15 protein-coding genes and 1 rRNA gene are annotated in these 13,908 nt (G+C 35.0%); 9 read left to right on the top strand and 7 right to left on the bottom strand.

The annotated features are described in order from the left end of the window. The 3 genes from rrf to EIY84_RS03730 all read left to right on the top strand — a co-directional run. Positions 1–80 (top strand): 5S ribosomal RNA (gene rrf, locus EIY84_RS03740); the annotation flags it as partial. Positions 81–551: 471 nt separating this feature from the next. Further along, positions 552–1,544 carry a T9SS type A sorting domain-containing protein gene (locus tag EIY84_RS03735; RefSeq protein ID WP_124640573.1) on the top strand — a complete coding sequence of 331 codons (993 nt, stop codon included), beginning with the start codon at positions 552–554 and terminating at the stop codon, positions 1,542–1,544. Positions 1,545–1,692: 148 nt separating this feature from the next. Then, positions 1,693–2,517, top strand: coding sequence for a CvfB family protein (locus EIY84_RS03730; RefSeq protein WP_124640572.1), 825 nt, complete (start codon positions 1,693–1,695; stop codon positions 2,515–2,517). A gap of 18 nt (positions 2,518–2,535) precedes the next feature. Here the strand turns inward: EIY84_RS03730 and EIY84_RS03725 are convergent, their stop codons facing one another. From EIY84_RS03725 to yidD, 4 genes are all read right to left on the bottom strand, one after another. Continuing rightward, positions 2,536–2,883, bottom strand: coding sequence for a hypothetical protein (locus EIY84_RS03725; protein ID WP_124640571.1), 348 nt, complete (start codon positions 2,881–2,883; stop codon positions 2,536–2,538). An 81-nt stretch (positions 2,884–2,964) separates the two neighbouring features. Further along, positions 2,965–3,402, bottom strand: a complete 438-nt coding sequence (mscL, locus tag EIY84_RS03720) for a large conductance mechanosensitive channel protein MscL (RefSeq protein WP_124640570.1) — start codon at positions 3,400–3,402, stop codon at positions 2,965–2,967. A gap of 134 nt (positions 3,403–3,536) precedes the next feature. Further along, a complete protein-coding gene (gene lgt / locus EIY84_RS03715) occupies positions 3,537–4,406 on the bottom strand; it encodes a prolipoprotein diacylglyceryl transferase (protein ID WP_124640569.1) in 870 nt (289 codons plus the stop codon). 20 nt (positions 4,407–4,426) lie between these two features. Next, entirely contained in the window at positions 4,427–4,675 is a 249-nt protein-coding gene (gene yidD / locus EIY84_RS03710; RefSeq protein WP_124640568.1) for a membrane protein insertion efficiency factor YidD, read from the bottom strand. Between the two features lie 52 nt (positions 4,676–4,727). On the opposite strand from yidD, the gene EIY84_RS03705 reads away from it, so the two are divergent. From EIY84_RS03705 to EIY84_RS03695, 3 genes are all read left to right on the top strand, one after another. Then, entirely contained in the window at positions 4,728–5,138 is a 411-nt protein-coding gene (locus EIY84_RS03705) for a hypothetical protein (protein ID WP_124640567.1), read from the top strand. Positions 5,139–5,794: 656 nt separating this feature from the next. Further along, positions 5,795–7,075, top strand: a complete 1,281-nt coding sequence (locus EIY84_RS03700; protein ID WP_124640566.1) for a replication-associated recombination protein A — start codon at positions 5,795–5,797, stop codon at positions 7,073–7,075. Positions 7,076–7,292: 217 nt separating this feature from the next. Further along, the gene (locus EIY84_RS03695) at positions 7,293–7,775 is read left to right on the top strand and encodes a hypothetical protein (RefSeq protein WP_164472006.1); all 483 of its coding nucleotides are present in this window, start codon (positions 7,293–7,295) and stop codon (positions 7,773–7,775) included. A gap of 59 nt (positions 7,776–7,834) precedes the next feature. On the opposite strand, the gene EIY84_RS03690 is transcribed toward EIY84_RS03695, so the two are convergent. Then, the gene (locus EIY84_RS03690; RefSeq protein ID WP_124640564.1) at positions 7,835–8,317 is read right to left on the bottom strand and encodes a hypothetical protein; all 483 of its coding nucleotides are present in this window, start codon (positions 8,315–8,317) and stop codon (positions 7,835–7,837) included. Positions 8,318–8,449: 132 nt separating this feature from the next. Here EIY84_RS03690 and EIY84_RS03685 point away from each other — a divergent pair, with 132 nt between their 5' ends. From EIY84_RS03685 to EIY84_RS03675, 3 genes are read left to right on the top strand one after another with little or no spacing between them, the layout of a single operon-like run. Beyond that, entirely contained in the window at positions 8,450–9,340 is an 891-nt protein-coding gene (locus EIY84_RS03685) for a 3-hydroxybutyryl-CoA dehydrogenase (protein WP_124640563.1), read from the top strand. A 60-nt stretch (positions 9,341–9,400) separates the two neighbouring features. Further along, positions 9,401–10,732, top strand: coding sequence for a hypothetical protein (locus EIY84_RS03680; protein WP_124640562.1), 1,332 nt, complete (start codon positions 9,401–9,403; stop codon positions 10,730–10,732). A 33-nt stretch (positions 10,733–10,765) separates the two neighbouring features. Further along, entirely contained in the window at positions 10,766–11,008 is a 243-nt protein-coding gene (locus tag EIY84_RS03675) for a hypothetical protein (protein ID WP_124640561.1), read from the top strand. A gap of 38 nt (positions 11,009–11,046) precedes the next feature. Here EIY84_RS03675 and EIY84_RS03670 read toward each other — a convergent pair whose 3' ends face one another. Then, positions 11,047–11,460, bottom strand: a complete 414-nt coding sequence (locus EIY84_RS03670) for an META domain-containing protein (protein ID WP_124640560.1) — start codon at positions 11,458–11,460, stop codon at positions 11,047–11,049. Between the two features lie 18 nt (positions 11,461–11,478). Beyond that, positions 11,479–13,878: a phenylalanine--tRNA ligase subunit beta gene (gene pheT, locus EIY84_RS03665; protein ID WP_124640559.1), complete on the bottom strand. Its 2,400-nt coding sequence runs from the start codon at positions 13,876–13,878 to the stop codon at positions 11,479–11,481. Positions 13,879–13,908: the final 30 nt, after the last annotated feature.

Here is a 13,908-nt window from a genome sequence, read left to right as displayed (position 1 = left end):
TGTTCCCATTCCGAACACAGAAGTTAAGCCCTCTAGCGCCGATGGTACTGCTAACGCGGGAGAGTAGGTCGCCGCCAGTTTTTATTAGAATCCTCGATTACGAAAGTAGTCGGGGATTTTTTTTGCTTAAAACTCTTTGGTTGATGCTTGATGGTTGATGGTTGATGGAAGTTTTTACATAATATCCTTCTTTTGGAATGTATTTGAGTAAGGAAGAAAAAATGACCGTTTGTTTGTGCTTTGATTGAAAATTGTTGGAATTATCTCTAATTCTCCATTAACTAAACACCAAACACCAAACACCAAAAACTAAAAACCAAACCTCCATCCCGACTGGAGAGTTCTGTTCCTTTGTCCTAGCCCCGATGGGAGCGGCATCCTTTTGTAAGCCTTGGGAAAGCCCAGGCACAAAAGATACAGTGGACAGCGGGTCGGTTAGTGAAGAGTGACGGATTTGTGGTGCTGCAAATGTATTGACCTAATATGTTAAAATTCAGTTAATAAAAGAATTGTTTACATATTTTATTTATTTTTGTATAAAATATTTTAGGATGAAAATTAATTTATTGATTTCTTTGTTACTTTCACAAATTTGTTTTTCGCAAGTTACTATTACCAAGGCGTTCAACGATCCTGTTGTTGGTGATGTTGTTAATAATAAAAATGTTGTAGGTACGGTGAATAATGCTGGTAGTGGGAGTGGACAAACTTTTGATAATTCTCTACTTACTGCAGGAACTCCTATTGTAACGACTTTTTCTACGCCTACAAGTGCTGAAATTACTTCGTACCCGGGAACTACAATAAAAAGTAGTGATGGTGCGACGACTTCTTTTTTTAAGCAATCGTCTTCGAAATTGGAAATAACAGCTTTGATCACAACCGAAGGGACATTGAGTTTTGCAGGGGACAATGCTACTGCAATTCAGTATCCTTTTGCATTTGGAAATAGTGTTGTTGATAACGCAAAGGGAACTTTTACATCGACTACTGCAAGTGGTTTGATAAAAGGTACGGTAACAATAACTGCAGATGCTTCTGGGACATTGATCATGAGTGGAAATACCTACAGCAATGTATTGAGAGTGAAAACGGTTCAGAATTTTAATTTGTATCAAAGTTCAGATACATTTTATACTTTTCCCATCGGTACAATAACTGGTACATCGTATCAGTACTATAATGCCTCCAGTAAGCAACCTCTATTATCTTCTATTTCTGGAAATATTTCTGTACCCATTCTATCATTTAACCAAAGTACAAACCAGGCTGTTGCGCAATCTACAGCGTTTTTAGGTACAAAAGATGTTCAGTTTGTTGAGGATTTTGTTATATATCCCAATCCGGCACAAAATTTTATTAAGTTAAAAGGGAATATTGACAATCAGCTAGAAGTGGAGATTTTTTCTATTGATGGAAAGCATCTGATGAAATCTTTGGTAAAAGATGAGCTAATTGATATATCAAATCTGACTCCAGGTACTTATATTTTGAAATTAATAGGGAAAGATGTTCAAAGAACAATAAAATTTATTAAAAAATAAAGAATTGAAGAGCGATGGTCACATCGCTTTTTTTATTACGATAAATCAAATATCAACTAATCTCTGTATCTTTGAAAATTCTTATTAAAAATGAAAGTTAAGGTCTTTCATTTTGATTGAATATGAAATAATTAAATTAATAAAATTTATGGAAATTGGAATAACTCAAACTTTAACAATAAAAGAAAAAATTGGTTCAGGATTTATTTTGGAAGATCTTGAAAATGAAAAATGTTTTATTCCGAAGATTTTTTCAGAAGAAGATTGGGATATCGATAAGGAGGTTGAAGTTTTTGTGTACCAAGATGATAATGTGCTGAAAGCAACTACAGAGATGCCTTATGCACAAGTAGGAGAGTATGCCGTGATGAAATGCTTGCAGAACCTCCCTTCCGGTGCTTTTTTGGATTGGGGTATAATCAAAGATTTATTTGTTCCATACAAGGAGCAGAAAGGTAAAATGCAAGAAGATAAGCGCTATTTGGTCTATGTATATATCGATGAAAAAACGGGATTAATTACCGGGACCAATAAGTTTAAACGAAACCCACAATACGATAATTTAGCTTTTAAAAAAGGTGATAAAGTAGATTTGATCATTGTAGGAGAAAGTGAGTTGGGTTGGAATGTAGTTATCAATAAAAAATATTTGGGACTGGTATATGCATCTGATGTTTTTAAAAAATTATATCCGTTGTCCGAAGAAGTTGGTTATATAAAAGCAATTAGGGAGGATGGGAAAATAGATGTGACGCTTCAGCCCGAAGGTTTTGAAAATATCGATGAATTTAGAAAATTGGTTTTGGACAAACTGACTGCCGAATACGGATTGTTATACCTCTCCGACAAATCGACTCCAGAAGAGATAAAACAAGAGCTGGGTATGAGTAAAAAGAACTTTAAAAAAGCCATTGGAGGCCTGTACAAAGATAATATGATCGACATATTAGAAGATAAAATACGATTGAGATAACCGAAGAATGAGCAATTTTTATTGCTCATTTTTTACGAGTAACACCCAATCATCATCTAAATATCGATAACCAATATCGTATAAAAACCGATATTCGGCTCCATTTTTATAGGTTTTTATATGGGTGATGAATTCAAAATTAAAACCCAAAGTTCTCAGTTTACCCATGGTGGTTTTGTGTTTACCATCAACAAAATTTATAGAAGATAAAATTCTATAATTATTTCTGAGTTTATTGTGTATGGACCGCATCAGGTTGGTGTGGTCGCTGTTGAGTTTGTTGTTGTACGAGTTTCTACACGAGTCGTTACAGAATTTTTTATCACTTCGGCCAATAATTAATTCACCACATTCTAGGCAATTCATATTTTGTATTTTATTCAAATTTAATGAATTACCGATTACAAAAGACAAAAAAAATACTTTGGTCTCCCAAAGTATTTCTTTTTATTTTTTCAAAGCATCTCGAATCTCCATCAGTAACTGATCTGTAGATGAAGGTTCTGCTACGACTTCTTCCACTGCTTTCTCTTTCTTCATTTTGTTGATGGCTTTTACCATCATAAAAACAACCAATGCAAGTAGGAAAAAATTAATGGCTACTGTAATAAAGTTACCATACGCAAAGATCGCCGCATTGGGAGCCAATTCCTTGGCTTTTGCAAGATTAGCACCTGCTGGGATAAGGTCGGCTCCTTCGCCCATGGCAAAGTAGATACTACTGAAATCAGGTTTCCCAACAATTGCTGCTACTATTGGCAAAATAATATCATCGATCATACTGGTAACAATCTTACCAAAAGCCCCACCAATAATCACCCCAACGGCAAGATCAAAGGCATTTCCTTTTACTGCAAATTCTTTAAATTCTTGTACAATTCCCATAATTTGAATTTTTAATGTTTATTTAAACAAATATATAGATAATTTTATTTTTTTGAAATTTAACACAAAAAAAAACACCTTTAGTTGTCCTAAAAGTGTTTGTATTTAAGAGAAAGAATGCATTACAAAGATTTTTAATCCATTTTAGAATTTTCTTCTTCGGTAATCGTTCTATTTTTTGAAGTCAGCATGATGATGAAACCGGCAATCATAAACGGTATGGACAGGATTTGTCCGGTATTAAGCCCAGCAAAAGTAATGAATTCATCGCCTTGTGGTTCTTTTAAAAATTCGACAAAGAAACGAATTGCCCAAAGGATGATGAAGAACAAACCAAACAACCAACCTTGCTCGTACTTTTTATTGGTTTTACGATACAAGAACCATAAAAGCAAGAACAATGCAAAGTATCCAAAAGCCTCAAACAGCTGTGTCGGATATCTTGGGACAATTTCGCCGTATTCTGTACTTTGTTGTGGGAAAAGTATTGCAAAAGGAGAATTTCCTGCAGGTTTCCCGATGATTTCTGAATTGAAAAAGTTACCAATGCGTACAAAAGCACCACCCAAAGCTACTACAATTCCCAATCGGTCATAAACCCAGAAAGGACTTTTCTTTATAATTTTATAAGAATAGTATAGCGTTGTAAAGATGATGGCAATGGTTGCTCCGTGACTTGCTAAACCAGAAAATCCTGTGAATTTGAATTCGGGTTGGGTTTGTATGGGTAAGAAAACCGACCAAAAGTCTTGTTGGAAAAGCTCGGGTTGGTAAAAGATGACATGTCCCAATCGCGCTCCCAAGATGGTGCCTACCAAGGTCCAGGTAAACAAAGGTTCCAAATATTTTTGGTTAACTTGGTCTATTTTGAAAATTTTGGTCATCAGCATATAGCCCAATCCAAAAGCCAAAACAAACATAAGACTGTAGTAATGCAAGGTAAAGGGGCCTAGCTCTATACCTTTGGACGGATTCCAAGTGATGTATAATAAGTTGAATAGCATATTATTAGATTAATTATTTGTTAATGTTTACATTTTGGTGGGACAGGATCATAACCACTACCACCCCAAGGATGGCATCGCATAATTCTTTTAATTCCCAAGTACAACCCCTTAAAAATCCCATGCGTTTGCAAAGCTTCTACCATGTAATGAGAGCAAGTAGGTTCGTACCTGCAATTTTTAGGAAGTAAAGGTGAAATAAACCATTGGTAAAACCGAATAAGGATCACCAAAGGAAGAGAAATTATTTTATTAATGGTCGTTTTCAAATCTTTGCAAATGTAAAATATTATCTTTAGATTTGAAATCAAATGACAGAAAATGATTAAAGTAGCGTATAAAATCAGACGAATAATTTGGAACTTTATTTATGGTGGACTTCTAGTAATAATTAAAGTCTATGATTTTTTATATGAAGAAAGTATTCGTTGGACAGGCTTTTTTCTATTGGCTGTTGGAATTTTATGTATTGCCAATGCTTTTTACGAGTATTTCACAAAATATTTTGAATACAACGAAAATGAAATTTCAACCCTTGGTTTTTTCAAAAAGAAAATCAAATTTTCTGATTTAATAGAAATAAAATACTTTGGAGGCGAGTACTTTTTCAAAACTTTAGATGCAACGATAGTGATTGAAAAATCCAGAATACCAGAAAGCCAACTCTTGGATTTTAAAAAAGTATATGGCCAAGTTGAAAATCAATTTGTAAATAGACCAAAAACCGTATGAAAACCATTTTTTCATATTCCAAAAAGTATTTTTTATTCAATTCAGTTTTTTTTATAAACATGATTATTTTTTCTGTATTAAATTATATATGGGGAAATAATTTTAATTCACTTTTATTTGGACTGGCATCTCTGTTTTTTATACTTATTATGTACCTGTCTTATTCACAAAAGTATGTAGAATTTACCGATGATTATATCCAAGTAAAACTCTTTAACCAGAAAAAATATTACTTCAAGGATTTAACAAAAATTGAACATAAAAATCAATCGTATCTTTTTTCATTTATGAACAAAACGATTGAAGTTAAAAAACAATACATTAAGAACGAAGAACAAGAAGTATTTTTTCAGCAATTTAGTATGTGCAAGGAAAGGTTTACTAACAATCAATTTAAAACGGGCTCTTAGAGCCTGTTTAAATTTTATATCTAGATTTTTTGTATAGATATTTAGATGGATTTTGGATTTTAAAATTGAAGTTTTAGCGGGCTAAAACAAAAATATAAAATGCAAAATACGCTAAATAGAATACAAAAAAGCAGATAAGAAAGATTAGAAATAGCCGAATTATTATTTCGGTAAAATTTTAAACGGGCTCTTAATATTTATTTTAAAAAATAACTTCATAATTTTGCATTCAGCATAATTGTATCCATGAATATTCCACTTGCAGAAAGACTTAGACCCCAAAATCTCAATGAAGTTTTGGGACAGGAACACCTAACAGGAGACCAAGGTCCTATCCGAAGGATGCTGAATAACGATACCCTAAATTCTTTAATCTTTTGGGGGCCTCCCGGTACCGGCAAAACCACTTTGGCAGAGATCCTTTCGCAAAAATCGGGTAGAAAGTTTTACAAATTATCCGCTGTTTCTTCCGGAGTGAAAGAGGTGAGGGAAGTGATTGACGAGGCCAAAAAGCAAAATCTTTTTTCCGGAAAATCGCCCATTCTGTTTATTGATGAAATCCATCGTTTCAATAAATCTCAGCAAGATTCCTTGCTGCACGCTGTGGAAAAAGGTTGGATTGTTCTCATAGGTGCTACTACCGAAAATCCGAGCTTCGAGGTGGTGTCGGCATTGCTTTCCAGAAGTCAGATCTATGTTTTAAAGTCTTTGAGTTACGAAAAATTAGAAGAACTAATTGCTACGGCTCTGTATCGTTATAATACCGATGAGAACACCGATTTTGAAATTGAAGAACACGAAGCATTCATACAATATTCCGGAGGTGATGCTCGGAAGCTTATTAATTCTGTAGAATTGGTATTGAACCAGTTTAAGAATACCCAAATTCGTGCAATTTCCAACAACCATGTTTTGTCCGTTCTACAAGAGGCCATGTCCGTGTACGATAAAAATGGAGAACAACATTACGATATCATTTCGGCTTTTATTAAATCCATCAGAGGCAGCGATCCCAATGCTGCGGTATATTGGTTGGCGAGGATGATTGATGGCGGCGAAGATGTGAAATTTATTGCCAGAAGACTACTGATTTTGGCAGCAGAAGATATTGGTTTGGCAAATCCCAATGCGCTCATGATGGCCCAATCTTGTTTTCAGGCTGTTAATGTAATTGGCAATCCTGAATCCAGAATTATCCTCAGCGAGACTGCTGTGTATTTGGCTGTTTCGCCCAAATCCAATTCGGCTTATTTGGCCATTGATGATGCTTTGGCTATGGTGAAAAGAACGGGGAACTTACCCGTACCACTACATCTTAGAAATGCACCCACCAAATTGATGAAAGATTTGGATTATGGTAAAAATTATCAATATGCACATGCCCACGAAGGTAATTTTGTAGAACAAGAGTTTTTGCCAGACGAGTTGAAAGGAAGTGTTTTTTATTCTCCTGGAAATAATTCGACAGAAAAAAAAATTAAAGAATCGATAGAAAAAAAATGGAAAAACAAGTACTCTAAAGAATAAAAAGTGCTATTTTATTGATATTTAGTTTGTTTTATGCTATTTATTAGGAATTTGAATCAATAAATAATTATTAATCACAAATGTTAAATTTTTAATAAATATTTTTAATGGTATAAAAATTGAAAGCAAGACAATAAAGTGTTGTTTACTTCGTTTACAAGCTTAAAGTTAACGAATGAAGCGGATCTTTATTATTTTTTAATTTTTAATACAGGATATGAATAAAGTGATTCGAATGATGGTGTTGGGACTTGTAGTTTTTTCAACCCATGAAATGAGTGCTCAGAGACATCACAGGCACGATGACGACAGAGAGTACAGAAGATATGATCGTGATGATGACCACGATGATGATAGACATTATCGTAAAAGTCATTATAAATATAAAAAGCAGAAACATCATCACCATAGAAAGCACAGGTGGGCCAGTTCTCATCAATATCAGTACAACAATCATGTGTACTTCCCAGATTATCAAATGTTTTATGATCCCTACAGAGATGGTTATGTATGTCAGTCGAGAGGGAGATGGGTGTTTTCAAAATCCGTTCCTTCGGCATACCTTCGTGTAGATTTTGGTCGAGCAAGAATGGTAATGGTTGACGATGTGCCGTTGGATAGACATCCGGAAAGGCATTATCGTGTTTATGAACAACGATACCCGAGAAATCCAAAAGTCAACCTGAATATTTCGTTTTAAATAAAAAAAGTCGTGATGTCAATAAAGAAATCACGACTTTTATTTTGTATTATAAGTTCTTAGTTTGCAATAGCGTGCATGGTATGCTTTGTAGTCCAGATGTTCAAAACTTCCTGTCCATCGGTTTTCCCTACTTTCATTTCAACCAAGACATCGCCAATAACATTTAAGGAGGTGTCGGAAATCTTGTTCCCATCAAAATATACAGGATTGTTTTTTGCTAATCCATGTTGTTCGTTTAATGTAGAAAGAGCAATTCTATCGTAGTAATTTTCTTTTGCCTCAGCAATTATCATTGGAAATCTCAATCCAGTAACAGATTTCAAAGATTGTGGAACTTGGTTGGCAGAAAGAATGGGTCGTATAAATTTTGTATTTTTCTTCATTCTTTCCAAAAAATCTTGACTGGCCAAATTTCCATTTACCATGACCAAAGTTGTAGGATTGGTGGTCGTACCAGGAGTAGCTACACTCATTGGTTTTTTTTGAGCCGTTGCAAAAGTAGCAACACCGATCAGTAAGGAGAAGAGTATTTTTTTCATATTAATTTTATTGTCGATTTTATTGTACCAAATATAGATAAAATCCTAAATTTGGGCAAAAATTTTATTTGATGTTTTTATTAAACATCATTTTGATCAATATAAACGATAAATAATTATTAAAAAATCATAATGAAAAACATTACAGTTATAGGCGCAGGAACCATGGGGAATGGGATTGCACATACTTTTGCACAAGCAGGATTTTTAGTGAATTTGGCAGACATCTCGCAAGATGCTTTGGATAGAGGCATCAAAACCATCACTAACAACTTGGACAGAATTATTGCTAAAGGCAACCTTACCGAAGACCAAAAAAATGCAACTTTGGGTAACATCACTACTTTTACCAGCATTTCAGAAGCAGTGAAATCTGCTGATTTAATCGTAGAAGCGGCTACCGAAAACCAAGATTTGAAATTGAAAATCTTCCAACAAATGGACGAATTTTCTCCTGAAAATTGCATCTTGGCGACCAATACTTCATCCATCTCCATTACCAAAATTGCTGCGGCTACCAAAAGACCAGAAAAAGTAATCGGTATGCACTTTATGAATCCGGTGCCGATTATGAAATTGGTAGAAATCATCAAAGGCTATTCTACTTCTAAAGAAACTTTTGATGCCATATTCGAAATGTCGAAAACTTTAGGAAAAGTTCCGGTAGAAGTAAACGATTATCCAGGTTTTGTGGCCAACAGAATCCTAATGCCGATGATTAACGAAGCCATAGAAACCCTTTACAATGGAGTTGCCGGCGTGGAAGAAATAGATACCGTAATGAAATTGGGAATGGCACACCCAATGGGACCATTGCAATTGGCAGACTTCATCGGGTTAGATGTTTGTTTGGCGATCCTGAATGTAATGTACGACGGATTCAAAAATCCTAAATACGCTCCTAATCCATTGTTGGTGAACATGGTAATGGCCGGTAAACTAGGTGTGAAATCTGGCGAAGGTTTCTACGATTATTCCGAATCTAAAAAAGCAGAAAAAGTAGCAAAAATGTTTGCAAAATAATTCTGAAAATATTCAGTATTTTTAGGCCTTCAAGTTTTACAAAAGCTTGAAGGTTTTTTTATGAAATTAAGCAACAGAAAGAAGGAAAAATTTTTGCAAATCGGAATTATAATGATCTCGTTATTGATGATTGTACTTCGATTTCTATTGAACGAAAAAGGCAGAGTAACACCGGATTCCATCCGACTGATGCGTACAGCAAATGTTTTCCCCACCATTGACAATACGACAACTCCTTTGGGTTATCCTTTGAGTTTGAAATTTTTCACATTTTTGGGTTTTGATGAGTTTTGGGCTTCCAAAATGCTGGGTATTTTGGCCTATGTATTTATGGTAGGTTTTGCATGGAAGAAGAAGTTTTATTTTAAAGAAACGGTAGTTCTGGGCGCTTTGTTTTCCTATGTATCTATTTTTTCATTCAGCCTTACCGAACCTTTAATTTTGCCCGTCGTATTGGTGTTTTTATACCTCAGTAGAAACATCATCATTGGGAAATATACTCAAATCTTATCCATCGTTTTGTTGAGTGCGGTATTGATTTTATTGTACAACATCCGTTACAGTGCTTTGTTTTTTATGGGCACTTGTTTCTTATTCGGGTTGATGGGTTGGAAGAAAAGCTACGGAAAATCATTTTTATATTCCTCGCTTATCGGTTTTGCATTTGTTGTTTTGTACAAATTTTTATTTGTCGATTATTTTAACGAAAATTATGTCAATCAGTTTCTGGAAATGGGATTGCACCCCACCTCAAAACTCTTGGTCGAATTGTATCAAGGACTGTCTACCAGTTTCAATCCTTTTGTACACATTGCCAATCCTGCCGGTGGTGTGATCAACTATGGCATTTATGGTGTTGGAACGCTCACCATTGGGGTGATGATGGTATTATTCATAAAAAATCCATTGTCCGAAACCGAAAAATTCATGATTTTTACAGGGATAATTGGTGTTTTATGTTCATTTTTTATTCAGTTTTTTTACTCGGTTGATCCTTTGGATTATCGATTGCTTTCTCCATTTATCTTACCGATTTGGTTGGTATTTTTCAGAAAACTATATGCAGTTTTCGGAAAATGGATGTACGCAGTTGCGGTTCTGAGTTTGGTTACGGGCTTTGCGTTCACTTGGCTTTCCAAGGGGAATTATTTAGAAAATAGAAAAACAATTTCTGAATTTTTAAATCGAGAACATCTGAGCGATAAGAAAATAATTTTCTATGCCAATCCCAAAGAAAATATTCCGGAACAGATACAAGTTGCAGAGTTGATATCAACGGTTAATCCTAGAGTTTACATCAGTCATCAGGCCAAAGATACCTTAAAAAAAGAGGTGCTAACAGCCTATAAAGTTCAGACCAAGATAAAAATCAATAAGAACAAATTTCAATAAATTTACTATCTTTGAAGCATTAAATTTTATAACATGAAACTACCTAAATTTTTATTGGCAGACAATTCAGAATTTCCTGAAGATTTATTCGTTGTTCATACCGAGTATCCAAGATTTATCTTGAATGTAGAGGAAGAAGAAGTAGAATGGTTAGATGATTTGGAAGGTGATGATGAAGAAACCATGGCTGATGAAGCAACTAAAGTTGTAGAAAAAGCATTCCTTTGGTGTGAGGATGAACTGGCTAAGTATGACGAAGAAGAAGACGAAGCATAAGAAAAATGGAACTCAAACAGAGTTCCATTTTTTTTGACTTATTTAGAGCTTTTGTTAAATTTTAACAACAACAAATTGTCTTTGTACAATTCTAAAGTTTCGCCTTTTACGACATAGCGATTGGCTTGACCCAAAAGTTTTAGATAATTGGCTTCCGAATTCATGTTGGGACATGCCATTCGGGTCGATCCAATTCCTTTGGTTTCTAAACTTCCATTTTGTGCATTGATCACAACGCTGCCAAAATAATTGTTGCAGCCCGCATTTCCACTTATTTTCTCAGTTTCAAATACCAAAGTTGGGGTGTTTCCTTTCACTTGTTCCGAAAATATCCAATGGGTGTTCGATAGCGACGGTTGGGCGCTAGAACTACTGCTTTTGGATGCTGTATTTGTTGTGGTACAAGCCACCATGGTGATGGCTAAAGTAAGACCTAAAATTATTTTTTTCATAAGAGTATAAGTTTGGTTTTATCTTAACTCAGCAGCTAGATTTTTTTCAAAAGATTTAATTAACCCATTCATCACTGTTGTGATTTCTTTGTCTTCCAAAGTCTTTTCTTCATTCAACAATTCAAAACTCAATGCATAGGATTTTTTACCTTCAGGCAAGTTTTTACCTTCATAAACATCAAAAAGATTAACATTCTTCAAGAATTTTGAAGGTGATTTTTTTGCAACTTGATACAATTCTGCATAGCTGATGTTTTTATCAACTAACAAGGCCAGATCTCTTCTTATGGTGTTGAATTTAGGAATGTCTACAAACTTGAATGTTTCAGCAGGTCGGACGGATTGTACGGTTTGCAACTCTATTTCTGCATAGAAACAGTCTTGATCTACATCATAATCTTTTAATAATTCTGGAGCAACTTTTCCTAATCGTGCAACGGTTTTTCCTTCATGATTTATTTCCAAACCTTCAGAAAAACGAGCATCTTCCAATGGTTTTTCAGTATATTCAATATTCAATTTATCCAATAATACTTTTACATAGGCTTTCATGTAATAGAAATTGGTAGCGGATTTTGGCTGCATCCAGTTTTCTGCTTTTTCCCTTCCGGTAACCAATAAGGCCAATTGTTTTCTTTCTTCGTACTTCTCGAATTTATGGTAGATTTTACCCAATTCAAAGAATTTTAAATCGGCATTTTTTCTGTTGATGTTGTAGGCCGCATTCTCTAAAAGTCCATCCAAAAGGGATTTTCTCATGAAAGCCAAATCGTTACTCAACGGATTGAGCAATTTTACAGCATGGGTTTCGTCTTTCAGACCTCTCAAAGAGTTGTTCATCACTTCGTTGAATCCGTTGCTTTGTAAAGTTCTTGCCCAAGAGTTTTCCAAAGCATCTTGATCGTTGAAACTCAATTTTACAGGGGTAAATGTCAACTTTTGTGGATTATCAATTTTGTTGTAACCGTAGATTCTCAAGACTTCTTCAATCACATCTATCTCACGGGTTACATCGGCTCTGTATGGAGGGACGGAAATTTCAAAACCATTTTGGATTTCGTTCAACACATTTATTTCTAGAGATTTAAGGATTTCTCTAATTTTTTCTTTATGAATTTTAGTTCCTAAAATTTGTTCAATTTTTGAAAATCTCAAGATGATGTAATGATCCTCAATCTGATGTGGGTAATGTTCTAAAATTTGCCCGGCCAAAGTACCTCCGGCAATTTCTTCGATCATTTTTATGGCATGTGTTAATGCCAAGCGGGTCATGTTGGGATCTACACCTCTTTCGAAACGGAAAGAGGCATCGGTATTCAACCCGTGATGTTTTGCTCCTTTTCTAATGGCTACAGGATTGAAATATGCGGATTCCAAGAAAATGGTTTTGGTGTTTTCGCTAACACCAGAATGCTCACCACCAAAGACTCCTGCGATACACATTGGGGTATTGCTTCCATCTTTAATCATAATTTCGTGGCCGTTCAAGTTTCTTTCAACACCATCTAAAGTTTTAAATTTTGTCCCTTGATTGTTGGTGCCAACAATAACTTTTTTTCCTTCTATTTTATCTGCATCAAAGGCGTGTAAAGGCTGGCCTAGACCGTGCAGAATGTAGTTGGTGATATCAACAATATTATTGATAGGGCCTAGTCCAATGGCTTTCAATCTGTTTTTCAGCCAATCTGGAGAGTCTTTAACTTCTACATTTTCAATGACAGCTCCCAAATATCTTGGGCAAAGATCGCTATCTTCAACCACCAATTCAAATGGATGTTGATTGTTGATTTCTACGGGTAAAGCTTGTATTTTTTCAAATGAAGAAGGGATGTCGTTGGAAACCAAAAAGGCATTCAGGTCTCTGGCAACACCGTAATGGGACATGGCATCCGTTCTGTTTGGGGTTAGTCCAATCTCATAAATTTCATCATTTACAAGATCAAAATATTTTGAAAATTTTTCTCCAACTTGGTATTTGTTTTCATCCAAAACCATGATGCCACCATGGTCTTCGCTCAGACCCAATTCGTCTTCGGCACAAATCATTCCTTGGGACTGTTCGCCACGGATTTTGGCTTCTTTAATTTCAAAAAAAGAACCGTCTTTTGCATAGATTTTTGTTCCAACAGTAGCCACAGGAACCACTTGTCCAGCCGCAACATTGGGAGCACCACAAACGATATTTACCACTTTGTCATTGCCAAGGTTTACCGTTGTTAGGCTTAGTTTATCCGCATTCGGGTGTTTTTCACAAGTTAAAACTTTGCCCACCACAATGCCTTCAAGAGAGCCTTTTATGCTTTCGAATTTGTCTATTCCTTCTACTTCCAGACCAATATCGGTAAGGTAATCCCCAATTTTATCAGATTTTAAATCGATTTGAATATAGTCTTTTAGCCAATTGTTAGATATTTTCATAATATAAACGGAATATGCTTTGTTTCAATA

The organism is Amniculibacterium aquaticum (assembly GCF_003852705.1).
Classification (GTDB): Bacteria; Bacteroidota; Bacteroidia; order Flavobacteriales; family Weeksellaceae; genus Amniculibacterium; species Amniculibacterium aquaticum.
The sequence above is the reverse complement of the archived record's forward strand: the minus strand, read 5'-3'. Positions and strand labels throughout refer to the sequence as shown.

Coding starts and splice junctions, on each gene's coding strand:
- EIY84_RS03735 (WP_124640573.1), top strand. CDS start 552: ATGAAAATTAATTTATTGATTTCTTTGTTACTTTCACAAATTTGTTTT.
- EIY84_RS03730 (WP_124640572.1), top strand. CDS start 1,693: ATGGAAATTGGAATAACTCAAACTTTAACAATAAAAGAAAAAATTGGT.
- EIY84_RS03725 (WP_124640571.1), bottom strand. CDS start 2,883: ATGAATTGCCTAGAATGTGGTGAATTAATTATTGGCCGAAGTGATAAA.
- mscL (WP_124640570.1), bottom strand. CDS start 3,402: ATGGGAATTGTACAAGAATTTAAAGAATTTGCAGTAAAAGGAAATGCC.
- lgt (WP_124640569.1), bottom strand. CDS start 4,406: ATGCTATTCAACTTATTATACATCACTTGGAATCCGTCCAAAGGTATA.
- EIY84_RS03705 (WP_124640567.1), top strand. CDS start 4,728: ATGATTAAAGTAGCGTATAAAATCAGACGAATAATTTGGAACTTTATT.
- EIY84_RS03700 (WP_124640566.1), top strand. CDS start 5,795: ATGAATATTCCACTTGCAGAAAGACTTAGACCCCAAAATCTCAATGAA.
- EIY84_RS03695 (WP_164472006.1), top strand. CDS start 7,293: ATGAATAAAGTGATTCGAATGATGGTGTTGGGACTTGTAGTTTTTTCA.
- EIY84_RS03690 (WP_124640564.1), bottom strand. CDS start 8,317: ATGAAAAAAATACTCTTCTCCTTACTGATCGGTGTTGCTACTTTTGCA.
- EIY84_RS03685 (WP_124640563.1), top strand. CDS start 8,450: ATGAAAAACATTACAGTTATAGGCGCAGGAACCATGGGGAATGGGATT.
- EIY84_RS03680 (WP_124640562.1), top strand. CDS start 9,401: ATGAAATTAAGCAACAGAAAGAAGGAAAAATTTTTGCAAATCGGAATT.
- EIY84_RS03675 (WP_124640561.1), top strand. CDS start 10,766: ATGAAACTACCTAAATTTTTATTGGCAGACAATTCAGAATTTCCTGAA.
- EIY84_RS03670 (WP_124640560.1), bottom strand. CDS start 11,460: ATGAAAAAAATAATTTTAGGTCTTACTTTAGCCATCACCATGGTGGCT.
- pheT (WP_124640559.1), bottom strand. CDS start 13,878: ATGAAAATATCTAACAATTGGCTAAAAGACTATATTCAAATCGATTTA.